Source organism: Solwaraspora sp. WMMA2101, assembly GCF_049179175.1.
Classification (GTDB): domain Bacteria; phylum Actinomycetota; class Actinomycetes; order Mycobacteriales; family Micromonosporaceae; genus Micromonospora_E.
This window is the reverse complement of record NZ_JBMHMA010000006.1, coordinates 6323923-6349732: the sequence shown is the minus strand read 5'-3', so window position 1 is coordinate 6349732 and position 25810 is coordinate 6323923. Positions and strand designations below refer to the sequence as shown.

Genomic DNA, 25810 nt, shown 5'->3' with positions numbered 1-25810 from the left:
CCATGACCGTCACGTCCCGCTGTCTCGGCCTCGGTGTCGCTTCGGCGCTGCTCACCGTCGTCGGCTCCGTGCTCGGGTACGCCGAGCTGGTGCTGCTCGGCGCCGCCGGGCTGGTCGTGATCGGCTACGCCGCCGCCGCCGTGTCCTGGCAGCCTCGTCTGGCGGTACGCCGCAGCGTGCAGCCGGACCGGGTGAACCGGGGCGACGAGTGTGTCGCGACCCTGGTGATCGACAACCAGCGCCGCTGGGGGTCGGCGAGTCTGCTCGCCGAGGAACGCTGCGGACCGCGCTGGCTCACGGTGCCGCTGGTCAGACTGCGACCCGGGGCGCAGACGACAGTGCGCTACCCGGTGCCGACCGACCGGCGCGCGGTGCTGACGGTCGGCCCGCTGCAGGTGTCCCGCCGGGATCCGTTCGGGCTGGTCGCCCTGGCCCGCCGGTACGGTGATCCGGTCCAGGTCTGGATCCGGCCGCAGGTGCACCCGTTGCAGGCGGTGCCGGCCGGGGTCGCCCGCAGCCTCGACGGGCAGATCGACCGGGTCCCGCACGGCAGCATCACCTTCGACTTACTGCGGGAGTACGTCGTCGGCGACGAGCTCCGTCGGGTCCACTGGCGCACCAGCGCCCGGATCGGCCAGCTGATGGTGCGTGAGCAGGTGGACACCAGCCTGCCCCGGCTGGTGGTGCTACTGGACAACCGGATACTCGCCCACCCGGACAGCACCAGCGACGGTTCGCTCACGTTCGAGGCGGCCTGCGAGGCCGCCGCGTCGGTCGTCGACGCCGCGATCCGGGCGGAACTGCCGGTACTGCTGCGGATGGTGGTGGACCAGACGCCCGTCGACGGCCACCCGCTGGACAGGTTGGCCGCGGTGACGTTGGCCCCGGCCGGGCGCCTCGCCGGACCCGACCCGGTCCGGCAGGTCTGCGACCAGCTACGTCAGCAACGGCCGGGCGACACGCTGGTCTACCTGACCGGTGCCGGCGACAGCGAGGCCGTCGCGCGCGTCGGTGCCCTGAAGTCGGTGTTCCCGGTGGTGCTGGTCGGTCGGATCACGGGTACGCCGGCCCCGGCAGCCGGGGCCGGCGCGGTGCCGCTCGCCGGCGTACTGGTCGTCGACGCCGCCGACGGTGCCGAGTTCGCCGCCGGCTGGGACGCGGTGGGTGCCCGGTGAACGGCACCCGGCGCAGGAGCGGAGTCGATCGGCTGGCGGTGCCGGCGGTGCTGATCGTGCTGATCGGGTGCGCGGCGGCCCTGCTCGGGCGGATCTATGACGGGCCGGTGGCCACCTGGCTCGTCGCCGGTGCCGGCGGAAGCGCCGTCGTGGTCGGCACGGTCGCCCGGCGGCTGCCGAACTGGCAGGTGGCTCCGCTGTCGGTGATGTCGATGGCCGGCTACCTGCTGGCCGCCGGGTGGTGGACGGCGCGTCGGTCCGAGCTACCTGGTCCGGTGTCGGTGCTGCTGGCCGAGGCCGCGGTCAACGGTGTACCCCGGCTGTTGACCGCGATGATCCCGATGGAGCCGGTGCCGGACACGGTACTGGTGCCGGTCGTCGCCAGCTGGCTCGCCGGCTTCACCGCGACCGAGCTCGCGGTCCGGGGCCGGCGGATGCTGCTCGGCTGCCTGCCGCCGGTGCTGCTGTTCGGTGCCGCGGTGTTCGTCGTCGGCCCGAACGCCGAGCCGGCACACTGGCCGGCGGTCGGTTTCATCGCGGCGACGGCGCTCGGTCTGGCTCTCACCGCAGAGGCGCGCGCCGGTGGGACGGCGACGCCGCAGGCGGGTGTCGCGTCGGCGTCGGGCGGGAGCCGGCCGACGCCGACGAGGGTCGGTGCGCTGCGGCTGCGTTCGGCGGCGCTGTCCGCCGCCGGTGCCGGTGCGGTGCTTCTCGTGGTGGCGCTGACCGCCCCGGTGCTGGTCGCCCGGATCGCCACCACCGGCGTCGATCCCCGGCGCTACGTCACCCCACCGCAGGTGGACAGTCTCGACGAGAATCCGTTGAGTCGGATCTCCGGTTGGGCGCTCAACCCGGACCAGCCGTTGTTCGACGTACAGGTCACCGCCGTCGCCGGCGGCAGCGACGAAGCGCCGGTCGGACCGGCGGCACAGGCCGGCCCGGCACGGCTACGGCTGGCGGTGCTGCACGACTACGACGGAGTGACCTGGCGGGTCGGCGGCACCTACCGCAACGCCGGCCGGGTCCTGCCGGAGTCCCCGTCGGACGGGATCACGCTGGCCCACGCCGAGAGTCGGCCGGTCCGCCAGCGGATCACCGTCGCGCAGCTGACCGGTCGGCTGCTGCCCGCGATACCGACCCCGTCGCGGGTGGACGGGGTCCGGGTCGCCTACGACGCGACCAGCGGCACCCTGCTGCACCCGGAAGGGCTCACCGCCGGGGTGAGCTATCAGGTCGAATCGGTGCCGCCACGGCCCGCGCTGAACGCGTTGACCACGGCCGACGTACCGGCCGGCGAGTCGGTGGCGCGGGTGCTGCGAGTCGCCGACGGCGTACCGGCCGACATCAGCCGGCTGGCCCGGCAGCTCGCCGAGGACAACGGTGCACCGTATCAGCGTGCGTTGGCCGCCGAACAGTTCCTCGCCGAGCACTACCGGTTGGTCGCCGACGCGCCGAGTGGGCACGCGTACCCGAATCTGGGCTTCTTCCTGCTCGGCCCCCGCGATGCCGGCGGCCAACGCGGCACTTCCGAGCAGTTCGCCACCGCGTACGCCCTGCTCGGCCGGCTGATGGGCCTGCCGACCCGGGTCGTCGTCGGGTTCGTCGGGCCGCCCGGTGGCGGGATGGTGCAGGGCGTGCACGCGGTCGCCTGGCCGGAGGTGCTGTTCGCCGGTGTCGGCTGGGTACCGTTCGATCCACTGCCTCGACCGGACTCCACCCCCCGCCCGGTCGAGGAGGATTTCCGGCCGGCGCCGGTCGAGTCGACACCGCCGGTGGAGCCGACCTCGCTGCCCGAGGTCGACGCGGCACCCACTCCCCCGTCGGCGGCGGCAGGCGGGTCGCCTCCCGCGCGTGGCGACGGGTGGCTGATCTCCACCGCCGGCGGCGCCATCGTCGCCGTCCTCGCCGGGGGAATCGTCGCGGTGCTGGTCCTACGCCGCCGGCAGCGGCGGCACCGGTTGGCAGTCGGGGCACCGGCGGACCGGATCGCCGGGGCCTGGCTGGAGGTGGTCGACGCCCTGCGGCTCGCTGGTCATCCGGCCGGCGCACATCTGTCCGCCAGTGAGGTGACCCGGCACAGCGGGTCGCTGCCGGGCGGGCCGCTGCCGAGCCTGGCACCACTCGCCGAGGTGGTGAACCTCGCCACGTTCGCACCCGGGCAGGCCGACCAGGGGCAGGCGACCAGGGCCGGGACGTACGCCACCGAGTACGTGGCAGCGCTGCGTTCGCGCCGCCCGTGGTGGCGACGGATCCTCTGGTCGCTGCATCCGGGGCCGTTGCGCTGGCACCGGCGAGGGTCGCCGACATACCGGCGCGGTCACCACTGACGTTAGGCTTACCTAAGCGTTGGTGGACGGGAGGCGGAACGGTGACCGCAACGTCGGAGGACACCCGGACAGAGTCGTTGGCACAGCTGCTCGGCGGTCGGCGTGGCGCGGTCGACGCGACCGCACCACCGGTGGCGTTCGGACTCGGGTGGGCGCTGGGTGGGCAGTCGATCTGGATCGGCGTCATCGCGGCGGTCGCCACCGGTGTGCTGATCGCGGCGCTGCGGCTGCGCCGCGACGACCGGCCCCGCTCGGTGCTGATCGGGCTGCTCGCGGTCTGTGTGGCGGCGATCATCGCGCTCTACACCGGCCGGGCCACCGACTTCTTCCTGCTGCAACTGCTTTCCAACGCGGCGAGCGCGTTGGTCTGGATGGTCAGCATCGTGGTGCGCTGGCCGTTGCTGGGCGTGGTGGTCGGTGGGGTGCTGGGCCAGCGTGGCCGGTGGCGGCGTGACCCGGAGCTGCTGCGGGCGTACGGTCGCGGCAGTTGGGTGTGGGTCGGTCAGTACGTCGTCCGGGTCGCGGTCTTCGTCCCGCTGTACCACGCCGACCAGGTCGTGGCGCTGGTGGTCGCCCGGGCCGGGCTGAGCTGGCCACTGGTCGCCACCTGCCTGGCGGTGAGCTGGTGGGTCGTCCGCCGGTCACTGCCGGCCACGCACCCTGGCTTACGTCACCCCCGGTCCAGTACGGTGTCCCCCGCTGACCCGGCGCCGGCCACGGCACCGATCACGGCACCCCGGCCGGCCAGCGTGACCGACACCGCGGACAGTGTGCCCCGACCGGGCTCCTGACGCCGCCCCCGGCCAGCTTTGACGATGCCGCCCGGACCGGGCCAGGGGCCGCGCCAGCCGGCTGCCGGCACCTCGCCACCCGGCCGCCGGCAACGGACCGTCCGGCGAGGACCGTCCGGCCGATCTGCGGATGCCGACGGGCTCGCCGCCTGACCCACCGCCCCTCGGGTGTGACTAGAGTGACGTCGCTGTCCCAATGTCCCTGTCCGAGGAGGCCGGCGATTCGTGGCCGAGAAACCCGCTGACCCTGCTGGTGCCGCTGGACGCGGTGGCCCGGCTGCGGAAGGTGCCCTCGCTCAACCGACGGTCGAGCTGAACGTGCTCGGCGGCCGGGTGGCCGCCGGAGGCTACGACGAGCCGACGGTCGAACAACCGATCGTCCGTCGACCGGGCGGTCCACCGCAACGGCAGGCTGGTCCGGCGGACCGCGCCGCCGACGGACTCGACGAGCCGACCGTGGAGCAGCCGGTCGTCCGGCCCAGATCCGCGCCGGCGGCGAACCGTTCGGCCTCGCCGGCCCCCGCAGCCGCGTCGGCCGGCGCACCACAACCGGCACCACACACGTCACAGGCACCACAACCGGCGCGATCGGCACCACAACCGGCACCACAACCGGTGCCACAGGCACGACAGCCGGAGCCGGAGCCGGTGGACGTCGCGACCGCAGCGGCCCCGACCCCCACCCCGGCGGGTGCGTCGAGCCGGTCGACGCCGACGGCACCACCGGACGAGCCGGACCGGTTCATCGCGGTGGTCCGTCGGTACGGGTGGGTTGCGGCGGCGGGCGCGGTCGCGACGGTGGTGCTGCTCTGCTCGGCGCCGTTCGTGTCCGGCAACGGACTGACCTGGACTCCGGCGGACTCGTCGCTGACCCCGTCGCCGCCGGCACCGACGGTCAGCGAGTCCGCACCACCGCCGACCCCGCAGACGACCGAGGTGTCACCGGCGGCTGGGGCGGGCCGCGACGGCGAACCGGCGGCACCGGCGGGTGACCCGCAGGGCGTCGCCCGGCCGCCGTCGTCGCCGGCCCCGTCCGTGGCGCCGACTCCGGTGCCCACGCCGCCGCCGGCCAGTGCGGCTCCTCCGGCGGCCGCTCCGGTGCGGCTCGGCCCCGACTCCGACGACGACCTGCGTCGGATGCTCGACGACTACTGCAAGCAGCGTTTCGGCGGCCCGTGGATGGCCTGGCCCAGGAGTTGGCCGGGGTCCGGCAACGACTGGGAGTGTGTCCGGCCGTGGACCAGTGACGACCACGATCTCGACGTCGGCCGGGCCTGCGTCACCCGCTACGGGGAACCGGCGTACGCCGAGGCCGGCGACCGCCGGGATCCGTTCAGCTGGCGCTGCTACCGACGCTGACGTGACCGCTCCGGCAACTGCCGGCCGGCCTACCGTCCAACCGAAGGTGTGGTGGGCCGACCGGGATCGCTGCGTTGGCCGATCCCGGCCGACCCACCACGGGCGGGCCTGACCGTGGGAATCAGGCCGTCTGCGGGCGGTCCGGGCACTCCGTCACCGGAGTGCCCGACTCGCGAGGGTGGGGCGGTTGGTATGTGGGTGATGCGGGTGTCGAGGTGTCCGGGTGGGCGGGGCCGGCCGCCCACCCGGACACCGGTCCATCAGTTGCCCGGGAACAGCAGGGCGTAGTCCGCGAAGGCCATCGCCAGGTCCGACTGTGCCCAGAACCGGTGGTACTCGAACTGCGGCTCCGGTCCACCGTTGAGGTACGCCTCGACCTTCGGCCAGTCGGGGTCGTCCTTGTAGAAGGATCGGATGTCCACGAAGCTCTTGCCCGGCTCGATGACGTCACCGTTGGGCATGGTGCCCCGCCAGCCGTTGGGGATGTAGAGCCCCTGTCCGGTGGAGGCGTTGTAGACGTCGTCGAAGCGGCGGTAGTCGCCCCGGGTCTCCACCGTGGTGACACCCTTCGGGCCGGCGTTGGCGTGCAACGCGTCCAGCAGACCCTTGGCGGTGTCCCGGGCGGCGGTGCTGCCCGATCGCGCCGCGTACCACATCAGGGTCCGGGCGTAGGCGGAGGCGACACCGACGTCCTGGCCGTAACCGGTGACCTCGACGCGCAGGTTGCTGTTGGCGCCGGGGTTGGTCGCGTTCCAGGTGTCCGGCGCGCCGCTCCACCGCATGGTCGACGGGATGGAGAACTCCCCGCCGGTGCCGATCTCGGTGTGCGAGATGGCCCACGGGACCCACTTGTCCAGGATCCGCTTGGCCCGTGCGTCGCCGGTGACGTGGTAGACCTCAGCGACCCGCTGCAGGGACCAGACCTGCATGCCGAACCACTCGTTGCTGCCCGGGTCGTGGTAGACCGGGTGCTCCGTGTAGTACATGCCGTAGAAGGTCGGGGTGCCGGCCGGCGGCTGGGCGTAGGAACCGTTCCAGCTGTTGGTGGCACCACCGGCGATCGCGCCGTCGGCGGACTGCAGCCACTGGTAGAACTCCATCTGCCGGTTGAAGCTCTGCGTCCAGTCCTGGTTCGCCGTGGCACCGCGCGGACGCAGCTCGGGAACGTTGGTCAGCGCCCAGGCCGCGAACGGGTTCTGGTAGCCCATGTGGTTGTGGCTGGAACCGATCCGCCACGACCACGCCGCCGAGGTGTCGGTGGCGCCACCCCAGGCGTAGTACCAGGACATCAGGTAGTGCGCCGAGTCCTTGCCGGTACCGGCCGGGCAGGTGGTCGCGCCGACGCAGTTGCCGATGCGCTTGAAGTACTTGTCGAACATCGCGTACCGCAGGTAGTCGCCCATCCGGGCGGCCTTGGCCACGGTCGCCGCGACGTCGGCCTGCTTGCCCTGCTCACGGGCCCAGATCAGCGCCCAGTAGGCGGCCTGGATCGCGCGGGCGTCGGCGTCGGGGGCGTTGGTGTACTTCCACTGTGACGCCGGGGCGTTGGCCTCGGCGACGAACAGGTCGAGGTAGCCGTTAGGGCCGCCGTGACGCTTGGTGTCGCAGGACGGCTGCGGAACCGTCTCCCACACCGACTCCTGCGGGCCGCGTTGGAAGGTGTTGATGTACGCCGGCCGGGTGGTGCCGTCGCCGCAGCGACCGAACCCGTAGACGTTGTCGACGTCGAGCAGCCAGTGCATGCCGTAGATCTGTCCGGTGCCGTACGCCGACTGCAGCTCGTTGCGCAGCGGGTCGACGCCGACCGGCACGTTCTGGTTCAGCCGGGACGGGTACTGGTTCGGCTGCAGGTACTCGGCGGCGTACTGCGGGGTGCCGGCGACGCCTGCGGTCGGCTGGTCCGCCGTACCGGGGATGATGTAGCGCTCCATCACGGTCCAGGCGTTGTTGAACGGCGCCCAGTTCTCGGTGACCCGGCCGTAGCTGGCCTCCAGCCAGATCCAGAAGCTGAACGCCTCCGAAGTGGTCTCGTGGCCGTGGTCCGGGGCCTCGACGATCAACGTCTCGATCGAGTGGTACGGCACACCCTCGGGACTGAAGTACCCGGAGTTCTTGATCTTGCCGTACTGCTCCAGGAAGCGCTCGATGTACTCGTTGTCGCCACCGGGCGAGTCGTTGTCGATCTCGGTCACCACGATGGACAGCGGCGCGATACCGGTCGCCGTCGCGGTGATCGTCGCCGCACCGCTGACGGTGTCCTCGTCCTCGGCGGCCGACACGGTGACCGTCGCCCCGGTGTTCCAGTTGCTCGGGGTGAGGGTAACCGACGACGGCGACCGGGTGATGCTGCTGTCACCGGCGATGGCCAGGGTGACCGGCACGTTCGCGGTCGGCGCGGAACTCAGCCGCAGGTTGAAGGTGGCGCTGCCGCCTTCGTCGACGCTGACCGACGACGGGGTCGCGACCAACGTCGGACCGGGGTTGGCCCGGCCGACGGTGAAGGCCCGTTCGGCCGTCGCCGTGGCACCGGCGTTGTCGTACGCCCGGGCCTGGACCGTGTAGCTGCCGGCGGGCAGGTCCTCCAGGACGTACTGGTACGGGCTGGTGGTGTCGGTGTTGACCAGCATCCCGTTGCGGTAGAACTCGACCCGGTCGATGGTGCCGTCGGGGTCGCTCGCGGTGGCGGTCAGCGGCACGTCGGCGGGGGCGGTGAAGGGCCCCGACGGGACGGTCAGGCCGACTGTCGGTGGCTGGTTCTGCTGGGCGCCGTTGCAGGTCACGCCGTTGATGGAGAACGAGGTGGGCTTGGGGTTCGACCCGGTGTGGCTTCCGTTGAAGCCGATGCTGGTCGACTGGCCGGTGGCGAGATTGCCGTTCCAGCCGGCGTTGGTGGCGGTCACCACGTTGCCGGACTGCGTCCAGTTGGCCGACCAGCCCTGGGTGACCCGCTGGCTACCGGGGAAGGTGAACCGCAGGGTCCAGCCGGTGAGCGGGTCGCCAAGGTTCTCGATCGTCACGTTGGCGGTGAAGCCGTTGTTCCAGTCGTTGGTCGCATAGACGACGTTGCAGGCGGTGGCCGCGTTGGCGACGCCGGGGACGACGGCGACACCTCCGACGACCATCGCGCCGGCGGCGAGCATCGCCAACCGTCGTCTCGTAGCGGTCAATCTCATGTGCGGGGTTCTCCTCGCGGACCAGGCCGAGACAGTGGGGGTACGGCTCGGCTTGGCGCCTGATGCGCGGTGGGCGATGTCGTGGAGCAGCGCGCGGGACGCAAGGCGCCGGATTTGTTGGTGGAACCCGTCCCGGACCGGGGTTGGCGTACGGCCGGAAGCGCCTGAACCGGCGAATCCGGAACATGTGCGTGGTGCCGTACCGGCGTGACGCCGGATGCCCTCGGCTACCCCTGTCGCGCGGTCTGCTGGCTCCCACCGCGATGGTCGACAGTGTTACATGGGAGCGCTCCCGCATCAAGTGGCAACATCGACGGCCTTGCCCTCGGACGCGGATCTGACCGGCCCGAGCTGGGCGTTCACCCCGGGGCGGGCACCGGCGACCCGCGCCACACCGCCTACCGACATGTTTCGATCTCGTTTTGGGTCTTTCACAAACCCGTGACGGGGACTACAGTCCAAAACCAACGTCGATGGGAGCGCTTCCATCGACAGACTTGGCAGTAGTTGATGCTACACCGTACTTGCGGTGCACCGCCGTCCGAGGCGGAGCGCCGCTACCGGACGCACCACCGCCGGCGGGCCAGCCCGGACTCCGTCGGCGGTTGCGGACACCACCCGGGAGAGGAGGTGGATCCAGAGCCACTAGCGTGGCCCGGCTCCCGCGCGTCACGCACGACCTGGACGCCAAACCGCTCGTGCGTGGAAGCAACTGATGGTGGGGACGGGGGTTGCCCTCCCCGTCCCCACACTAGTTTTCTGATCACCACGGGGAATCGGTCGACCCGGCAACCCGGGCCGCCGTCCGGCCGACGTCCGGACCGTCACGTGCCCGCCCGTACGGCACCTCCCGGTCCACCGCACCCGGCGGCGAGGCCGTTCCCTCGCCCGTTCACAGTCAGCCGAATCCCCCACTCACGCGACCCCGTCCGGCACACCGTGCCCGTGCCGCATCAGCAGTGGAAGGGATACCACTGTCGAGGAGTCCCGATGGCCGCACTTTCCCACCGGCACCTGCAGCGCCGGGCAGAGCGCTCCGCCGCTGGTCCGGCTGGCGCCGGCACCGAGCCGCCGCAGCTGCGGCCCGCCCCGGAGCGACCGCTGGGCCTGCACTTCCCGGACGGCTTCCAGTGGGGCGCGGCGACATCGGCGTACCAGATCGAGGGTGGCGCCAAGGAGGACGGTCGCGGCGAATCGATCTGGGACACCTTCAGCCACACCCCCGGGCGCATCCGTGGCGACGACAACGGCGACCTTGCCGCGGACCACTACCACCGCTACGACGCCGACCTCGATCTGATGCGCGATCTCGGGCTGCACAGCTACCGCTTCTCCATCTCCTGGCCCCGGATCCAGCCGGACGGCACCGGCGCACCGAACCAGCGCGGCGTGGACTTCTACCGCCGGTTGGTCGACGGCCTGCTCGACCGGGGCATCGCGCCGATGGCCACGCTGTTCCACTGGGACCTGCCCCAGGCCCTGCAGGACACCGGCGGCTGGGAGTCGCGCGACGTGGCGTACCGGTTCGCCGAGTACGCGGAGATCCTGTTCCGGGCACTCGGCGACACCGTCGGGGTCTGGTTGACGATCAACGAGCCGAAGACCGTGGTGCAGAACGGGTACCTCACCGGACACCACGCGCCTGGCCTGCCCGACCCGGACGCCGCGTACCTGGTCGCCCATCACCTGCAACTCGCGCACGGTCTGGCGGTGCAGGCGCTGCGCGCCAGCCGTACGGCGTGCCGGATCGGCCCCGCGCTGAACCTGCATCCGTGCTATCCCGCCGACGACAGCGCCGGCGCGGCCGCTGCGGCGCGCCTCTACGACGGGTACGAGAACCGGCTCTACCTCGACTCCATCTTCCTGGCAAGTTACCCGGCCGACGTCCTGGCCGACCTCGGCCCGGACAGCCGGATGGCCCGTGGCATCCGCGACGGTGACCTGGAGATCATCGCGGCGCCGGTGGATCTGCTCGCGGTGCAGTACTACACCCCGTTGTACGTCACCGCCGACGGCACCACCGTGAACCGGTGGACCACGTCGGAGGCGGACTGGCAGCAGATCTACCCCGACGGCATGTTCGACGTGTTGACCAGGGTGCACCGCGACTACGGCGCGGTGCCGATCACGATCACCGAGAACGGGCTGCCGACCCCGGACCGCGTCGGGGCCGACGGCACCGTCGACGACCCGGGCCGGATCATGTTCCTGCGCGACCACCTCGCGGCCGTGCACCGGGCGATCGGCACCGGGGTACCGGTGGAGAGCTACCACGTCTGGTCGTTGATGGACAACTTCGAATGGGCCGAGGGGTACGAACAGCGCTGGGGCCTGATCTACGTTGACTATCCCAGTCAACGACGGATCCTCAAGCGCAGCGCACACTGGTACCGGCGGGTGATCACCGAACACGCGGTCTGACCTGCGGCCACCCGCTCGACACGGTCGCCGGGCTCGGCAAGGTCCGCCCTGTCGCCCCCGCAAGGTCCACCCTCCGGTGGAACCCGGCGACCGGAAGCGAGGAACGCCCACGTACCGCGTCGGCGCGGCGACACACTGTGGTCATGGTGTTCGCGCCCGGTCTGCGGTTGGACCGCCGGTACGTGCTCGCCGACCTGATCGGGCTGGGCGGCATGTCGCAGGTCTGGCGGGCCGACGACGAACTGCTCGACCGGACGGTCGCGGTCAAGGCCCTGACGCCGCCGGTCGCGCCAGCGGTACGCGCGGCCTGTCGACAGGAGGCCCGTGCGGCGGCCCGGATCACCCATCCGCACGTCACCCAGGTGTACGACTACGGTGAGGCGTGTCTGGCCGGCGACGAGGTGGTCCCGTACCTGGTGCTCGAACTGGTGGACGGGGAAAATCTGGCCGCACGCCTCGCCGACGGGCCGCTGCCCTGGCCAGCAGCCGGGTGGCTCGCCGCGCAGGTCGCCAGCGGGCTGGCCGCCGCCCACCGCATCGGCGTGGTGCACCGCGACGTCAAGCCCGGCAATGTCATGCTGACCGCCACCGGGGCGAAGATCCTCGACTTCGGTATCGCCGCCGTCGTCGACGGTGCACCGGCTCCGGACGGCCCGCCCGCACCGGAGGCCGGCTGGCTGCTCGGCACCCCGACGTACGCCGCTCCGGAGCTGCTCGGCCACGGCCCGGCGCATCCGGCCGCCGACGTGTACGCCCTCGGCGTCCTGTACTACGAGATGCTGACCGGTTCGCCGCCGTCACCGGCGCGCAGCTGGTCGGAAGCGGCGCAGCAGCTGCGGCGGGCGGCCGACCCGGTCCGGCCGGCCGCGCCCGGACTGCCGCCGGCGGCGGCCGACCTATGCCTGGCCTGCCTACGTCGCGACCCGGCGGCCCGGCCGAGCGCCGCCGAGGCTGCGGCGGCGTTGCACGCTCTGCTCGGTGTGCAGGTCGACCTGCCGATCCCGGCCCCCAGCGGCAGGGCGGCTCGGCCCGGCGTCGTCGACGGGGCGCCCCGTCGCGGCGACCGGACCCTGGTCGAACGCACTCCTGCCACCGGAGTGGCCGGCCCGGCCCGGGTCGCCGCCGCCCGACCACCCCGGGCCGTCTCGGCCCGGTCACCGGTCGTCGAAGCCGACCCCGGGCCGGCCGGCACCGCCGACGGCCCCGGTCGACGGCCCGCACTGGCCATGGTCGGCCTGGCAGGCGCGGGTGCGGCCGCGCTCATGGCGGCCACGGTCGTCGCCGCCGCGTTCCTGATCGCCCCGACACCGGTCGAGGACAGCCAGGTGGCGCCGACGGCGGTGGGCACCCCGCCGGTGTCCACCACACCGGTGGGGCCAGGGCTGGCCGCACCCGAGCTGCTGGTGGCGGCGGCGTCGGTCGTCGAGCAGTTCGACCTGGCCGTCGCCGACGCCGCCGCGACCGGATCGGTCCGCGCCGACGCGGCCGTCGACCTGCGTACCGCCGTCGACCAGCTGCGGCTCGTGGTCGCCGACGGCACCACCACCGAGCACCTGCGCGGCCAGGTGGGTCAGTTGCGGACCCGGCTCGCCGACCACCGGCAGGCGGGCGCCGTCGACATCGACGTGGCGATCAGCCTGGACCTGATGCTCGCCGCGCTGGTGGCCCGGGCCGGTGACTGAACCGGCGCACGCCACCGGGCCGGTGACCGGGCCGGCGGACACGCCACCCGGCCCGATGGCCGGCCGGTTCAGCGGGGCAGCGCCTGCTGGAGTTCGGCGCGCAACGCCGGGGTCAGCATCTCCCCCGCCTGCTTGGCCAGCCGCGCCATCTCGTAGCCGACCACGCCGATGTCGGCGTCACTGGCCGCCAGGGTGGCCAGGATCGAGCCGTCCCGGATGTTCATGATGAGAAAGTAGCCACGGCCCATCTCCACCACGGTCTGCTTGACCACGTCGTTGTCGAACATCTGCGCGGCACCGGTGGTGATGCTCATCAACCCGGAGGTGACCGCGGCGAGCTTGTCCGCGTGGTCACGTGGCAGGTGGTCCGAGACCGCGACGAGCAGCCCGTCGGACGACACCACGATGGCGTGGGCGACTCCCGGCACGCGTTCGGCGAACGCGCTCACCAACCAACTGAGGTCGCGTGCCTCCTGGCTCAGCGTTCTCACTGTCGTTCCTCCTCAACACGGCGGCCGACCGGCGCCAGGGTCATCTCACCGGGATCTTCGGACTCGGCCCGTCGCACGCCGCCGTAGAAGCTCGACAGCATGCTGCTCACCGCGTCCGGGTCCGGTTCGTCTCGGGGTGCCTGCGGAGCAGGCGGTACGGGTTCGGCCGCGACCGGCAGCGAGGCCATCGGCACCCGTACCGGCAGGCCCTTGTCACTGGTCCCGGCGGTGACCGGCACCACCGGCGGCGCGGGGGTCGGCGGCAGCGGGGCGATCGGCCCACGTTGCCGCTCCCACCAGACGCTGCCGGTGCCGGTCACCGCGACGCCGCCGGCCGAGGCGAGGATGTCCTCGGCCCGTGCCGAGGTCGGGCGCTTGCCGGCCCGGCGTACCGGTGCCGTCCGACCGGTGGCCGCCACCGGACCGGCCGGCAACGCCGCCCGCTGCTGGGGAGCCACCGCGAGCCGCTGCCCGGCGACCGCCGGTGGAGCGGACACCACCACCGGCTCGGCCTCGCCGGGCTGGCGGGGTGCCGGCGCGGCGAACGCCGGGCCGAAGCCGGCGCCGACGATGGCCGGCGGGCGACCCGCGACGGGTTCGTCCGGGAGGGCCCGGGCAGCCGCACCGACCGCACGGATCTCCCGGGTCGGATAGTCGGTGTTCCTGCGTCCCGCCGGCACCGCGTACGGCAGGTCCTGCTCGGGCGGTGGGGCGAGGACCGCCGCCGGCAGCCAGACGTTGGCCACCAGTCCCCGCGCGGCGGCCCGCAGTCGCACCCGCACGCCGAGGCGGGCAGCCAGGTGGCTGACGACGAACAGACCCATCCGCTCGGAGGCGGCGACGTCGGCGGCGGGCGGCTCGGCCAACGTCACGTTCGCCTGGTCGATCGCCTCGGCGGACATCCCCATGCCCTCGTCGGTGATCTCGATGAGTACCGCCTGGGGCGCGTACTCGTGCCCAGTGACGTGCACGTTGGTGTACGGCGGGGAGAAGGCGGTGGCGTTCTCCAGCAGTTCGGCGAGCAGGTGGACCAGGTCGCCCACCGCGTGCCCGACGATGTGCAGCCGCTCCTCGACGTCGTGGCGGATCCGCGGGTACTGCTCGATCTCGGCGGCGGCGGCCAGCGTGACGGCGGACAACGCCACCGGTCGGCCCCACCGCCGGCTGGCCTCGGTGCCGGCGAGCACCAGCAGGCTCTCGTCGTTACGGCGCATCCGGGCCGCCAGGTGGTCGAGCTTGAACAGGTACTCCAGCTGGTCCGGATCGCTCTCGTCGCGCTCCAGTTCGTCGAGCAGCTCCAGTTGCCGCTCCACCAGCACCTGACTGCGGCGGGCCAGGTTGACGAACATCGCGTTGACGTTGCGACGCATCACCGCCTGCTCGACCGCGACGGTGACGGCGCTGCGGTGCACGGCGACGAACGCCTCGGCCACCTCACCGACCTCGTCGCGGGTGCGGACCGCCGCCGGCGCGACGTCGATCTGCGGTACCCCCGCGTCCACCGCACGCAGCCGTTCGAGGGCTTCCGGCAGGTCCAGCTGGGCGACCTGCAACGCCTGGCCACGCAGGGCCCGCAGCGACCGGGCGATCGACCGGCCGATCACCACCGAGGTCAGCAGGGCGATGAACAGTACGCTGAGTACCGCGCCGGCGACCAGCAGGGTGCGCTGCAGCTGCTGGTCGCTGCGCGAGTCGGCCAGCCGGATGGCGTCGCCGAGCACGGTCGCTTCGATCTGTCGCAGCAGCTGGTGACGGTCCTGACTGGCGGTCCACCATCCGTTGGGCTCCAGCACCGCCGCCGGGCCGGAGCCGCTGGCGATGGTGGTCTCCTCCAGCTCTACGGCGGCGACGAACCGGGGGTCGGCGGTCACCTGCTCGTAGCGGGCGATCTGGTTGCTCGTGGCGGTGATCCGGAAGTCGGCCAGCAGGGTCAGTTGCTGGGCCCGTAGGTCGGTCAACCCGGTCAGGGCCTCCGGGCTGTATTCGCCGGCCCGGGCCGCGGCGTAGAGCTCCGCCCGGATCCGCGAGCTCATCTCCTTGACCCGGGACAGCTGTACGTTGCGCAGCACGGCCTGGGTCAGTTCGGGTCGTTCCAGGCCCGGCGACGGCTCGGCGATCAGGGTCAGCAACGCCTCGATGGCCCGGGTGTAGTTGCCGAAGGCCGTGTCGGCGCCGACCACGCCGCTGGCGATCGAGGCCCGCAGCGGCACCAGCTGTGTCAACGACTCCAGGACCGCGTTGTACGCCACCTGCCAGGCGGCGTCACCGCCGGACTGGGAATCGGTGACGGCACGGAAGTCGGCGATGCGCCGGTCGACGGCGTCGTAGTGCTCCTGCAGCGCCTCGCTGCTGGCCGCCGGGTCGAACAACGCGCCGCCTTCGCGGGCGGCGAGTTCCCCGGCCGACCGGTCCCGTTCCTGCTGCAACTCGTGGATCAACGCGGTGGCCTGCTCACTGACCCGGACCTGGTCGGCGAACTCGTTGAGCACGGTCGCCTGCCCCACCAGGGAGCCGGTCTGGACCGAGGCGACCACGAGGAACGCCACCGAGGGGACGACCAGGACGGCGGCGAGTTTCGCCCCCATCCGCCAGTCGCGGGGTCGCAGGCGCAGTCGTCGACGGTGCGGGGTCACCCCGTCGGTGTCGAGCGGACGGCGGCGTGGACTGGACACCATTTTGTCGGACGGGTCACCGGGAGCAACCACCACGCCTCCTCGCAGTTTCCCCGGCACCGGCCAGGCCGAGGAGCGGAGTCCATCCAACCAGGCCAGGTTGCGCTGTCAACGTGGCGACCTGCGGGAAGACTCACGAAGGATACAGCGGCTGACTGGCGGGTAGCTTACTCGCCGAGTCACCATCGTCCGTCCGGCCGATGTCGCGGGCCGGCCCCGGACCGTCATGTCGACCGAGAGCGACGAGGGCGGCACCGATCGCACCGACCTCCGCTTCTGGCATGTAGCTGACCTGCCGCGGAGCGAGAACCGTGCCGAACGCCCGCCGCCACCATCCGGACGCGGCGAGCGCGCCCCCGCCGAGGACCACCTCCGCCACCGGGGCGTCCACCATCGACTCCAGTTGGACGAGGTCACCGGCGACCTGCCGACAGACGCCTTCCATCAGGCCGGCGAGGATGTCGACCGCCGTGGTGCCGAAGCCGAGTCCCCGTAGTTCGCCGACCCCGGCGGGGGCAAGTCCGGGCGGCCGGTCACCGCCGAAGCGTGGATCGGCCGGCACCCCTTCGCCGGGTTCGATCAGATCGAGGGCCTGGTCCAGTTCCGCGCCCTGGGGCAGCCGCAGTTCCCGGTTGGCCCAGCCGAACAGGTTGCCGCCGGCGGAGTAGGCCCGGCCGGTGACGATCCGGGTGTGGTCGACCCGGTAGCGCCACAACTGGTCGGGTAGCGGCGGCAGCGGCACGCCGGCCCCGGCGGGCTGGACCAGCCGCACCGCCGCCGACGTGCCGACGGTGACCGCCGCCCGGGTCGGGTCGAGGCAGCCGGAGCCGATGTTGGAGGCGGCGCCGTCGCCGATCGGCGGTGACCACGGCACACCGGCGAGGGCCGGCCACCGGCGGGCGAACTCCTCGCGCAGCTGCCCGCGCCAGTGCGCCGGCGCGAGCTCCGGCAGCTCCCCGGGGCGTACGGCGGCCAACTCGGCGGCCTCGTCGTCCCAGGTCATGGTGACCAGGTCGAGCATCCCGGTGCCGGACGCCTGCGACACCGACATCGGGGCGGCGCCGAGCAGGCCGGCCAGTACGTACTCGGGCAGGCCGACGAACCGGGCCGGCCGGCCGCCCCAGTGCCGGCGCAGCCACGGCAGCCGGACAGTCCAGTAGAACCGGTGCCACCAGGCCCCGGTGCGCTGGTGGAAGTCGTCGGCGTCGGCCGGCCCGACCGACCCGGGTGGGCTGGTCGGGCGGGTGTCGAGCCAGGTCATCAGCGGACCGATCGGCGCGCCGGTGACGTCCAGCGGCAGCACCGAATGCCATTGGGCGGCCGTGGCGACCAGCTCGACGCCGTCGAGCTGACCTGCGGCGTTGAGGTCGTCGAGACAGTCGATGAGAGCGGCGAGGTAGTCGGCCGGATCGAGGGTGGCGGCTCCGTCCCGGTCGACCGCGAGCGCGACCCTGCGCCGGGCCAACGCGTCCGGCTGCGGTACGGCGGCATTGTCCAGGATCAGGCCACGCACCGAAGAGGTGCCGAGGTCCAGGGCGAGGATGCTCATCGTCGGTTACGGTACCCAGCCGTGACACCCGACCGGTATGCTCTCGCCATGCTCGCGCTCACTCGCCGTTGGTGGCCCGCCGATCAGGCGGCCCTGCCCCGCGTCTAGCGCGCATCCATCCGGCCGCCCGTCGAGGCGGCCGTCCGGGATTCCCACCGGGTCCACGTTCTCGTCGGGCCGGCCCCGCACCCCGAGGGGAACCCGATGAACGATCACCTGTCCCGCCTGCTGGCCGCGGTCGGCGCCGGCGCGGACGCGGGTCCGGCCGCTACCCGCACCGACGCCGATCCCGGCCCGTTCGCGCTGCTGCGCCGCGCCGACGCCGACCAGGTGGAGGTGCTGGTCGGCACCGCCCAGCAGGTCGACCGGTTGGCGGACATCCCGGTCGATCCCGGTGGGACGACTGGCCCGGCGACCCTGGCGGTGGTCCCGTACCGGCAGCTCGCCGAACGCGGCTTCGCCCATGTCGACGACGGGGTGCCGCTGGAGTGCATCCAGGTGTCGGGCTGTCAGCTGGTGCCCGTCCGCGACGTCGTCGCCGCCCTGCCCGACGCCCCGGTCGCGACCACCGTCGGCGGGTTCGACATCGACGACGACGCCTACGCCGATCTGGTCGCCCGGGTGCTGCGCGACGAGATCGGCCACGGTGCCGGTGCGAACTTCGTCCTGCACCGCACCTACCGGGCCACGTTGGCCGGACCCGGCCGCGCCGCAGCGATCGCCGCCGGGTTCAGCGCGTTGCGGCGGCTGCTGTGCGACGAACGCGGCGCCTACTGGACGTTCCTGGTGTACACCGGCGCCCGGGTGCTCGTCGGCGCCACCCCGGAGCGCCACGTCAGCGTCAGCGACGGCCTGGCGATGATGAATCCGATCAGTGGCACGCTGCGGCACCCGTCCGGCGAACCCGACGTCGCCACGTTGTTGGCGTTCCTCGACGATCCCAAGGAGGTCGAGGAGCTCTACATGGTCCTCGACGAGGAGCTCAAGATGATGGCGACGGTGGCCAAGCACGGCGGCCAGGTCATCGGCCCGTATCTCAAACGGATGTCCCGGTTGAGCCACACCGAGTATCTGCTCGCCGGCCGCAACTGCCACGACGTGCGCGAGGTGCTGCGGCAGACGATGTTCGCGCCGACCGTCACCGGCAGCCCGATCGAGAACGCCTGTCGGGTCATCGCCCGTTACACCCCCGGTGGACGGCGCTACTACGCGGGCGTGCTGGCCCTGCTCGGCCACGACGACACCGGCGCGCAGACCATGGACGCGCCGATCCTGATCCGGGCGGCCGAGATCACCATGGACGGCGAGGTGCGGGTGCCGGTCGGCGCGACCCTGGTACGGCATTCGACCCCGGCCGGCGAGGTCGCCGAGACCCACGCCAAGGCCTCGGCGGTGCTCGCCTCGCTCGGTCTGCGCTCCGGGCCGGTGGTCGGTCCGACGTCGGCCGGGTACCCGGCCGGCCCGGCCGCCGAAGCAGCCGACCCGGCTGACGTCGCCGCCGGCCCGGTCGGTCACGCAGCAGGCACCGATGCGTCCCCGGCCACCGGGGTGCTCGCCACACTCGCCCGGCCGGAACACCCGGACGTGGTCCGCGCCCTGGCCGCCCGCAACGCACGGCTGGCCGGCTTCTGGCTCGACCAGCGCGCTCCCGGGGCGCTGGTCGAGCCCCGGCTGCGTGACCGGGACGTGCTCGTGGTCGACGCCGAGGACAGCTTCACCGGGATGCTCGCCCATCTGCTGCGCGCGTTGGGCCTGCGGGTCCGGGTGGCGGCCTGGGACCGGGTGGACGCGGGCGCGCTGGTCGCGGCCCAGATTCTGGTGGCCGGTCCCGGACCGGGCGATCCGAGGGATCCGGCGCAGCCGAGGATGGCAGCACTGCGCGACATCGTCGACGCCGCGCTGGGTCGCCGGCAGCCACTGCTCGGCGTCTGCCTGGGGCACCAGGTGCTGGCCGACCGGCTGGGACTGCCGGTGACCCGCCGGACGTCGCCGTACCAGGGTCTGCAGCGTGAGATCGACTTCTTCGGCGTGGGCCGACGGGTCGGCTTCTACTCCAGTTACACGGCTACGGCGACGGCCGACCGGCTGGTCACCGGGCACGGTCCGGTCCGGCTGTGCCGCGACGCCACCGACGGCGCCGTGCACGCGCTGGTCGGGCCGGGATTCGCCGGTGTCCAGTTCCATCCGGAGTCGGTGCTCAGCCCGGACGGGTTGGCGATCCTGCGGGACCTGCTCGTGGCGCTGCTCCCCACGGGGCTGCCCGCGAGGTAGGGCGTACAGCGGTCAGGTGGGGTCAGGACGCGGCCAGGCCCCGCTTGACCGCCGTGGCGATCTCGACCACCCGTCGGGCGGTCAGCGCGGTCGCGGTCAACGCCGCGTCGTCCGGCGGGATCTCGCCGTTGTTGCTGGTGTGGGAGCCGCCGTACGGGTTGCCGCCGACGAACTGGCTCGGCTCGACGTAGCCAGGGGTGACCACGATCCCGCCCCAGTGGTAGACGACCGTGTACAGCGACAGCAGGGTGGCCTCCTGCCCGCCGTGTGCGGTCGCGGTCGAGCAGAACCCGGAGAACACCTTGTTGACCAGCGCACCCTTGGCCCACAGCGGTCCGCTGCCGTCGATGAACTGCTTGAGCTGGGCGGCCATCACACCGTACCGGGTGGGGGTGCCGAAGATGACCGCGTCCGACCAGGCCAGGTCGTCGATCTCGGCCTCCATGACGTCCTCGGTCTCCATCCGGTGGGCGTGCCAGCCGGAGTTGGACCGGACGGCCTCCTCCGGGGCCAGTTCGCGTACCTTGCGCAGGCGAACCTGGGCACCGGCCTTCTCCGCGGCCTCGACCGCCGTCAGGGCCATCTTGTGCGTCGTACCGGTCGCGCTGTAGTAGATCACCGACAGCTTGATCGGATCCTCCATGGGTCACTCCTTAGGTTCGGCTCGGGGCTGCCCGGATACCGCGCTACCCGTTTGTCGCGGTGGCAAACGTCGGACCTGCCCACCTCACCGTCCGGAGGCATCACGCGACACGACGGTTCGTTCGACTGGACGTGCGCCGGGCCGCCGACGTGGCCGGGCTGGTCGACGGCCTGCTCGGCTACGGCAACCGCTGACAGTGGACGGCTGAGGCCGGTCGCCCGGCGACGGTGCGCTCCCGCCGTCGAACGTCCGCCGCCACTGCTCACCACTCTGGATCCGGGATTGTGAACGAACGGACCCTGGGCGAGGCGTTAACGAAGTGGGTAGTTTTCGTTACAGCCTGGTCGCCGGCGACGTCGACACACGCCGGCCCGGCGGCTGTCCGCCGGACCGACGCGGACCGCACCGTCTGTCCATCAAGGAGGTACGCCATGCGCGACCCCGCGGCGCCCGTGTTGACGTTCGAGGTCCCCGGCCTGCCACCGCTGCGCAGCCCCGCCCTGTCGATCTTCACCGCCGGCAGCCGGCAGGCCACCCGGGTACGGACACTGCTCACCGCCGCATGCGACGCCGCCCAGCGCACCGGCTGGACCCCGCTGACCGCGCCGGTCGCACTGGGAGTCGTGGTACGGCGACCGCCCGAGCAGCACCTCGGTGAGGCGACGAACTTCCTCTGCGGCATCGGCGACGTGCTGCAGGACAAGCATCGGGTGCCGCCCGGCTCGGTCGCCCACCTCGGGGTCCTCGTCGACGTGGCGTTGTTTGTCGACGACCGGCAGATCCAGCAGATCAACTACCGGGAGGAGCCGGCCGACGAGCCGTCGTACCAGGTCAAGGTGGCCGCGCTCGACTAGCAGGCAGGTTTGCCGGCCGGTGTGTCGCGGGTACCGCAACGCCGGAAGGGAGCGCCATGTCCGAGTCTCGGGTCGTACCCCAGCCGCAGGTGAAGCTGGACCCCGCCAGTCTGCCGGCGCCTACCCGGCACCTGCACGATCCGTTGGAGAAGCAGTTGACCTCGGCGGTCCAGCTGGCCTCCGAACGGGTCCGGGAGCGGTACGCCGGTGAGCCGGAGCAGCAGGTGTGCCAGTGGCTTCTCGAGGAGACCCGTGCCGCGCTGCATCCGGACATCGCCGTCAGCTTCCAACCGGACATGGCGCAGTTCTGCCGGCTCGCCGCCGCGATCGTGCAGGGCCAGCCGGCCTGACCGCAGGTGGGGTCAGCCGACCTGACCGGTGACATGCGCGGCGACCTGATCGGCGCAGCCCCAGCTCAACGTCATCCCGGCTCCGCCGTGGCCGTAGCAGTGCACCAGCCGGGTGACGCCGGGCGGCGGGTCGGGATCGACGCCGACGCGGGCACCACCGCGGCGGGCCGGACGCAGCCCGACGTACTCGCCGTGCACCGGGGCACCGGACAGCTGCGGGACCAACGCGACACACCGCTGGCGGATCGCCCGGCTGGTCGCCGGATCGGGCGGCGCGGCGTCCGCGTCGGGCTCGAAAGTGCCGCCGAGGACCACGTCGTGGGCGCGGGGGTGGACGTACGTCGGCCCGTCCGGGTGCGCCTCGTCGCGTACCGACGTGGTGACGCCCGGATTCGCGACCACCACGACCTGCCCCCGTACCGGGTGCACCGCCGGGTCGTCGGTGAGGACCCCGGCGGCCAGCCCGGACGCGTTCACCACGACCGGCGCGAACTGCGCCGCCTGCGCCAGCGTCGCCAGTCGACGCTGCCGCAGCACGGCCCCACCGGCGACGAGCCGATCGACGAGCCAGTCGAGGTACGGGCGCATCTCCACCGCCGGCACGGTGCAGCGCCACTCGGCGACCACCGGGCCAGCACCGGTCGGTGGCGCCGGCGCCACCGGGTCAGGCGCCGCCGGTGCCGGGTCGGACGCCGCCACCACGGCGCAGTACCGCAGGTCCGGCACGGCCGGCGACCACCACGGCGGTCCGTCGACCCCGGCCCGCAGCAGCATCCGGGTGGGTCGCATCGTCACACCGGGCACCCGCTCGCCGGCCTGTCCGGCGAACACCTCGAAGGTGCGGCCGGCCTGGTCGAGCACGGCCGGTGCGGCGTCGGTGCGGGTCGGGTACCAGACGGCGGCGGCCAGCGCGGAGACCGTCCGGGCGGGCGGTTCGGCGTACACCACGGTGACCCGCAGGCCGCGCTGCTGCAACCGCAGCGCGCAGGTCAGCCCGATGATCCCCGCACCGACCACCACCACGTCGGCCACCTGCCCACCTTCCGATCAGCCATGGGCGACGTCCACCGCGACGACGTACAGACCGTCGCGGGTGCGTTCGGCGATCCGTACCGCCGGCGGGTGGTCGGAGTCGCCAGCCACCTGGACACCCAGACCGTAGGTGACCCGGCCCTCGAAGTCACCGGCGAATCCGTACCCCCGTAGGCTACCGAGCCCCAGTTCCGGCCGGGGCGACCGGCGTACCGACACCCGCCCCTGCTCGTCGTGGGCCTGGGCGGTGACGAACCGGACCTGCAGGTAGCAGTTGCCCGGCAGGTCGAGCGGGTCACCGCTGCCGTCGAGGACGACCGTCGGCACGTATCCGACCTCGTACGACGGGAAGCCGGACCGGAAGGCGAAGGTCACCCGGCTGAAGGCCGGGTCGACCGCCGGGTGCGCCGCCGCGTCGATCTCGACCAGGTACGGCAACGGCGGCTGCGGCCACCGGGCCACCGGTGGCCGCACCTCGTGACCGACGACGACCGGCGCGGTCGGCACCGCCCAGCCGTACCGGGTGCGATAGACGTCGGTGGTCGTCGCACTCGGACTGTCCGGACCGGCACTGGTCAACTCCACCTCCGGTCCGGCGGGTCGGTCCGGCGGCCGGGAGCCGTCCCGTGGTGGTCCACTGTCCTGCCAGGACCAGCTCGGCGGTGGTCCGGTCCGGTCGGCGGCCTCCTGCCCGGTGGCTCCACCACAGCCGGCGAGGGCCAACAGGGCGGCGACGAGACAGACAATCATCGGTGCGCGCAGACGGCTCATGGCCGGTTGACGCGCGGGGAGCGGCCGGGGTTTACCGGTGCCCGGCCTCCGCCCGCCACTTGATCGAGCAGCCCATGCTGGGTTGGTGCGGCTCGGGCACCGCCGCGCCGGCGAGCACCGCCTCGATCGCGGCCCGCAGCGCGGCACCGGTCACCGGCTTGCCGTTGCCCGGCGTCGAATCGTCGAACGCACCGCGGTAGGCCAGGGTCCGGTCGGCGCCGTACAGGAAGAAGTCCGGAGTGCACACCGCCCGGTAGGCGCGGCCGACCTGCTGGGTGGCGTCCACCAGGTACGGGAACCGCCAACCGGCCCGCCCGGCCTGCTCGGCGAGCTTCGCCGGGGCGTCGTCGGGATAGGCGTCGGCGTCGTTGGTGCAGATGCCGACCACGGCCAACGACGGGAAGTCGGCGAGCACCGTGCCCAGCACCGCCTCGATGTGCTGCACGTAGGGGCAGTGGTTGCAGACGAACGCGACGAGCAGGGCCGGCGCCTCGGCGAAGTCGTCGCGCCGGACCACCTGGCCGGCGAGGTCGGTGAGCGCGAAATCGGGGGCCGGGGTGCCCAGCGGCACCATTTCGGAGGTGACAGCCATGCCGGTCACCCTACCCGTGCGGGCCGGCCGCAGCCGGGACGACGGGACCCTGCCGCAGACGGCGGGGTGCGCCCGCTGGCTACCCTCGGGCCCATGACGCTGCGCGCCGTGACCCCGCGCCACCTGGTGACCGGGCTGGGTCTGGCGGTGATCGGCGGCGCACCACTGTGGCTGCTGGCGACCGGCCGTACCGAGGTGACGACCTCGGCGGACGCCGAGGCCTCACCGGTGCCGGTCCTCGCGGTGCTGCTGCCGCTGGCCGTCGGGATCGCGCTGACCAGGCTGGTGCCGCCGCGGCTGCCGACGATGCGGCCGGCACCCGCCGACGCGAGGGCGGCCATCGCCCGGCAGGCGCTCGGCCTGGCCGCGATCGCGGTGGCGTTCGCCGTGGCGGCACTGCTGCTCGGCCCCGGCAGTGTCTGGTACGGGCCGGTGAAGGTCGCGCTGCTGCTCGGCGGCGCGTGGTGGGTGGTGCGGGCCTGGCCGGCGCCGCCGCCGGGCGGTCGGGAGCACCGGCGGGCCCTACCGGCGCGCTGGTACTGGCCGGGCCCGGTGCCGGCGGTCGCCGCCTGGGCGTGGCTGGCCTACTACAGCCCGCTGGCCGGCCCGGCCGACCTGTCCGGCTACCGCGCGTACGACCCGGCGGTGCTGGTCACGGCGATGGTGCTGACCTTCCTCACCGCGAGCGTGCTGGAGGAGGTCTTCTACCGGCTGCTGCTGCAGACCCGGTGGGAGGCGCTGTACGGCCACTGGCCGGCGATCACCGCGACCGCGCTGCTGTACGCGGCGATGCACACCCACCGGCTCGGGGACGGGCCGGCGGGCGACACCGTCGCCGTGGTGCTGATGTTCAACGGCGGACTCGGCCTGTTCCTCGGCTACCTGTGGTCGCGGTACCGCAACATCTGGGCGATCGTCGCGGTGCACGGCGCGGTCAACTCGCTCACCCTGCTCCCGGTCCTCGTCGGCTGACGCCCAGCGGCACCGTCGGCGGCGCGGCGCCCAGGATCACCGGGCCCGGGGTAGTGCGGAGCCGGCCATCGGGCCGGAGCGGTCGTAGACCACGCACATCACCGTGCGGTCGCCGTCGGCCCAGGTCTGCGCGGTCGGCAGCACCGGGTAGTGGTCCAGGTCGGGCCGGGTGTCGTCGGGCCAGTAGTGGGCGAAGCCCTCGGCGCAGCGGCGGTCACCGAACTCGGCGAGACGGTCGGCGTCCCACGGTCCGTCCGGCGCGTCGACGAACCCGTACACCTGGTTGTCCACCGGCGGCTGGTCACACGGCGTGTATATGACGACGACCTCACCGGCCCGGGGATACCAGAACGGATCGCTGAAACACTCGCCGGCCTCGATATGCAGCACCCCGGGTGTCTGTGCGGTGAGGAACCGGTCGTCCTTGACCTGGGCGCCCGAGTGGGGCTGCGCGGTGGTCAGGCTCAGCGACGCGGCGATCGCGACGACGGCCACGGCGGCCGTGCGGGTCGGCTGCGGCCACCGTCCAGGGTTGGTCGCCGATGCGGTACGGCGGGTTGCGCGGGCCGTCATCTTCGCTGGTCACCTGCGATTCGCTCGACGGGTCGGGCAGCACAGATCGTAGGCAGCGGGAACCGGACAGTGGCCCAACGGCGGCCGTCGGGCGGGTGGCTGCGGGGCGACC

Annotated in this window: 19 protein-coding genes; 10 read left to right on the top strand and 9 right to left on the bottom strand. The window is 72.8% G+C overall.

From position 1 onward, the window contains the following. Nucleotides 1-2 precede the first annotated feature (2 nt). The 4 genes from ACN28F_RS29940 to ACN28F_RS29925 all read left to right on the top strand — a co-directional run bounded on the left by ACN28F_RS29940 (nucleotide 3) and on the right by ACN28F_RS29925 (nucleotide 5652). Nucleotides 3-1175, top strand: coding sequence for a DUF58 domain-containing protein (locus ACN28F_RS29940; protein WP_289205784.1), 1173 nt, complete (start codon nucleotides 3-5; stop codon nucleotides 1173-1175). Then, nucleotides 1172-3502: a transglutaminaseTgpA domain-containing protein gene (locus tag ACN28F_RS29935; RefSeq protein ID WP_421360859.1), complete on the top strand. Its 2331-nt coding sequence runs from the start codon at nucleotides 1172-1174 to the stop codon at nucleotides 3500-3502. Before ACN28F_RS29940 ends, ACN28F_RS29935 begins: the two co-directional genes overlap by 4 nt. A gap of 41 nt (nucleotides 3503-3543) precedes the next feature. Next, nucleotides 3544-4293 (top strand): DUF3159 domain-containing protein, encoded by a 750-nt coding sequence (locus ACN28F_RS29930; protein ID WP_289205782.1) that lies wholly within the window; start codon nucleotides 3544-3546, stop codon nucleotides 4291-4293. Nucleotides 4294-4518: 225 nt separating this feature from the next. Continuing rightward, nucleotides 4519-5652 (top strand): hypothetical protein, encoded by a 1134-nt coding sequence (locus ACN28F_RS29925; RefSeq protein WP_289205781.1) that lies wholly within the window; start codon nucleotides 4519-4521, stop codon nucleotides 5650-5652. A 260-nt stretch (nucleotides 5653-5912) separates the two neighbouring features. On the opposite strand, the gene ACN28F_RS29920 is transcribed toward ACN28F_RS29925, so the two are convergent. Then, nucleotides 5913-8825 carry a glycoside hydrolase family 48 protein gene (locus ACN28F_RS29920; RefSeq protein WP_421360857.1) on the bottom strand — a complete coding sequence of 971 codons (2913 nt, stop codon included), beginning with the start codon at nucleotides 8823-8825 and terminating at the stop codon, nucleotides 5913-5915. A 990-nt stretch (nucleotides 8826-9815) separates the two neighbouring features. Between ACN28F_RS29920 and ACN28F_RS29915 the strand changes: the two genes are divergently transcribed. Both ACN28F_RS29915 and ACN28F_RS29910 read left to right on the top strand, forming a co-directional pair. After that, the gene (locus tag ACN28F_RS29915) at nucleotides 9816-11246 is read left to right on the top strand and encodes a GH1 family beta-glucosidase (protein ID WP_289205779.1); all 1431 of its coding nucleotides are present in this window, start codon (nucleotides 9816-9818) and stop codon (nucleotides 11244-11246) included. A 143-nt stretch (nucleotides 11247-11389) separates the two neighbouring features. Then, nucleotides 11390-12928, top strand: a complete 1539-nt coding sequence (locus ACN28F_RS29910) for a serine/threonine protein kinase (protein WP_289205778.1) — start codon at nucleotides 11390-11392, stop codon at nucleotides 12926-12928. 68 nt (nucleotides 12929-12996) lie between these two features. Here ACN28F_RS29910 and ACN28F_RS29905 read toward each other — a convergent pair whose 3' ends face one another. The 3 genes from ACN28F_RS29905 to ACN28F_RS29895 all read right to left on the bottom strand — a co-directional run bounded on the left by ACN28F_RS29905 (nucleotide 12997) and on the right by ACN28F_RS29895 (nucleotide 17640). Then, entirely contained in the window at nucleotides 12997-13410 is a 414-nt protein-coding gene (locus tag ACN28F_RS29905) for a roadblock/LC7 domain-containing protein (RefSeq protein ID WP_348775148.1), read from the bottom strand. Between the two features lie 5 nt (nucleotides 13411-13415). After that, nucleotides 13416-16124 carry a nitrate- and nitrite sensing domain-containing protein gene (locus tag ACN28F_RS29900; RefSeq protein ID WP_421360854.1) on the bottom strand — a complete coding sequence of 903 codons (2709 nt, stop codon included), beginning with the start codon at nucleotides 16122-16124 and terminating at the stop codon, nucleotides 13416-13418. A 100-nt stretch (nucleotides 16125-16224) separates the two neighbouring features. Further along, on the bottom strand, nucleotides 16225-17640 hold the full coding sequence (locus ACN28F_RS29895) for an FGGY family carbohydrate kinase (protein ID WP_421360853.1): 1416 nt from the start codon (nucleotides 17638-17640) through the stop codon (nucleotides 16225-16227). 204 nt (nucleotides 17641-17844) lie between these two features. Here ACN28F_RS29895 and ACN28F_RS29890 point away from each other — a divergent pair, with 204 nt between their 5' ends. After that, complete coding sequence (locus tag ACN28F_RS29890; RefSeq protein WP_289205775.1) at nucleotides 17845-19911, top strand: anthranilate synthase family protein; 2067 nt, start codon at nucleotides 17845-17847, stop codon at nucleotides 19909-19911. Between the two features lie 22 nt (nucleotides 19912-19933). On the opposite strand, the gene wrbA is transcribed toward ACN28F_RS29890, so the two are convergent. After that, the gene (wrbA, locus tag ACN28F_RS29885) at nucleotides 19934-20554 is read right to left on the bottom strand and encodes an NAD(P)H:quinone oxidoreductase (RefSeq protein ID WP_289205774.1); all 621 of its coding nucleotides are present in this window, start codon (nucleotides 20552-20554) and stop codon (nucleotides 19934-19936) included. A 431-nt stretch (nucleotides 20555-20985) separates the two neighbouring features. Here wrbA and ACN28F_RS29880 point away from each other — a divergent pair, with 431 nt between their 5' ends. Together ACN28F_RS29880 and ACN28F_RS29875 are read left to right on the top strand one after the other, a co-directional pair. Continuing rightward, complete coding sequence (locus ACN28F_RS29880; protein WP_289205773.1) at nucleotides 20986-21408, top strand: hypothetical protein; 423 nt, start codon at nucleotides 20986-20988, stop codon at nucleotides 21406-21408. Nucleotides 21409-21464: 56 nt separating this feature from the next. Continuing rightward, nucleotides 21465-21758: a hypothetical protein gene (locus ACN28F_RS29875; protein WP_289205772.1), complete on the top strand. Its 294-nt coding sequence runs from the start codon at nucleotides 21465-21467 to the stop codon at nucleotides 21756-21758. Nucleotides 21759-21770: 12 nt separating this feature from the next. On the opposite strand, the gene ACN28F_RS29870 is transcribed toward ACN28F_RS29875, so the two are convergent. The 3 genes from ACN28F_RS29870 to ACN28F_RS29860 are packed head-to-tail and all read right to left on the bottom strand — an operon-like array spanning nucleotide 21771 to nucleotide 24153. Continuing rightward, on the bottom strand, nucleotides 21771-22790 hold the full coding sequence (locus tag ACN28F_RS29870) for an FAD-dependent oxidoreductase (protein ID WP_289205771.1): 1020 nt from the start codon (nucleotides 22788-22790) through the stop codon (nucleotides 21771-21773). Between the two features lie 15 nt (nucleotides 22791-22805). Beyond that, on the bottom strand, nucleotides 22806-23561 hold the full coding sequence (locus ACN28F_RS29865; protein ID WP_289205770.1) for an AMIN-like domain-containing (lipo)protein: 756 nt from the start codon (nucleotides 23559-23561) through the stop codon (nucleotides 22806-22808). A 31-nt stretch (nucleotides 23562-23592) separates the two neighbouring features. Continuing rightward, a complete protein-coding gene (locus ACN28F_RS29860) occupies nucleotides 23593-24153 on the bottom strand; it encodes a thioredoxin family protein (protein WP_289205769.1) in 561 nt (186 codons plus the stop codon). Nucleotides 24154-24246: 93 nt separating this feature from the next. Here ACN28F_RS29860 and ACN28F_RS29855 point away from each other — a divergent pair, with 93 nt between their 5' ends. Beyond that, nucleotides 24247-25125, top strand: a complete 879-nt coding sequence (locus tag ACN28F_RS29855; RefSeq protein ID WP_289205768.1) for a CPBP family intramembrane glutamic endopeptidase — start codon at nucleotides 24247-24249, stop codon at nucleotides 25123-25125. A 36-nt stretch (nucleotides 25126-25161) separates the two neighbouring features. On the opposite strand, the gene ACN28F_RS29850 is transcribed toward ACN28F_RS29855, so the two are convergent. Then, entirely contained in the window at nucleotides 25162-25698 is a 537-nt protein-coding gene (locus ACN28F_RS29850; RefSeq protein ID WP_421360850.1) for a hypothetical protein, read from the bottom strand. Nucleotides 25699-25810: the final 112 nt, after the last annotated feature.

Excerpts from the sequence above, each read along its gene's own strand:
- ACN28F_RS29940 (WP_289205784.1), top strand. The coding sequence starts at position 3 with ATGACCGTCACGTCCCGCTGTCTCGGCCTCGGTGTCGCTTCGGCGCTG.
- ACN28F_RS29920 (WP_421360857.1), bottom strand. The coding sequence starts at position 8,825 with ATGAGATTGACCGCTACGAGACGACGGTTGGCGATGCTCGCCGCCGGC.
- ACN28F_RS29915 (WP_289205779.1), top strand. The coding sequence starts at position 9,816 with ATGGCCGCACTTTCCCACCGGCACCTGCAGCGCCGGGCAGAGCGCTCC.
- ACN28F_RS29910 (WP_289205778.1), top strand. The coding sequence starts at position 11,390 with ATGGTGTTCGCGCCCGGTCTGCGGTTGGACCGCCGGTACGTGCTCGCC.
- ACN28F_RS29895 (WP_421360853.1), bottom strand. The coding sequence starts at position 17,640 with ATGAGCATCCTCGCCCTGGACCTCGGCACCTCTTCGGTGCGTGGCCTG.
- ACN28F_RS29890 (WP_289205775.1), top strand. The coding sequence starts at position 17,845 with ATGAACGATCACCTGTCCCGCCTGCTGGCCGCGGTCGGCGCCGGCGCG.
- wrbA (WP_289205774.1), bottom strand. The coding sequence starts at position 20,554 with ATGGAGGATCCGATCAAGCTGTCGGTGATCTACTACAGCGCGACCGGT.
- ACN28F_RS29880 (WP_289205773.1), top strand. The coding sequence starts at position 20,986 with ATGCGCGACCCCGCGGCGCCCGTGTTGACGTTCGAGGTCCCCGGCCTG.
- ACN28F_RS29875 (WP_289205772.1), top strand. The coding sequence starts at position 21,465 with ATGTCCGAGTCTCGGGTCGTACCCCAGCCGCAGGTGAAGCTGGACCCC.
- ACN28F_RS29865 (WP_289205770.1), bottom strand. The coding sequence starts at position 23,561 with ATGAGCCGTCTGCGCGCACCGATGATTGTCTGTCTCGTCGCCGCCCTG.
- ACN28F_RS29860 (WP_289205769.1), bottom strand. The coding sequence starts at position 24,153 with ATGGCTGTCACCTCCGAAATGGTGCCGCTGGGCACCCCGGCCCCCGAT.
- ACN28F_RS29855 (WP_289205768.1), top strand. The coding sequence starts at position 24,247 with ATGACGCTGCGCGCCGTGACCCCGCGCCACCTGGTGACCGGGCTGGGT.
- ACN28F_RS29850 (WP_421360850.1), bottom strand. The coding sequence starts at position 25,698 with ATGACGGCCCGCGCAACCCGCCGTACCGCATCGGCGACCAACCCTGGA.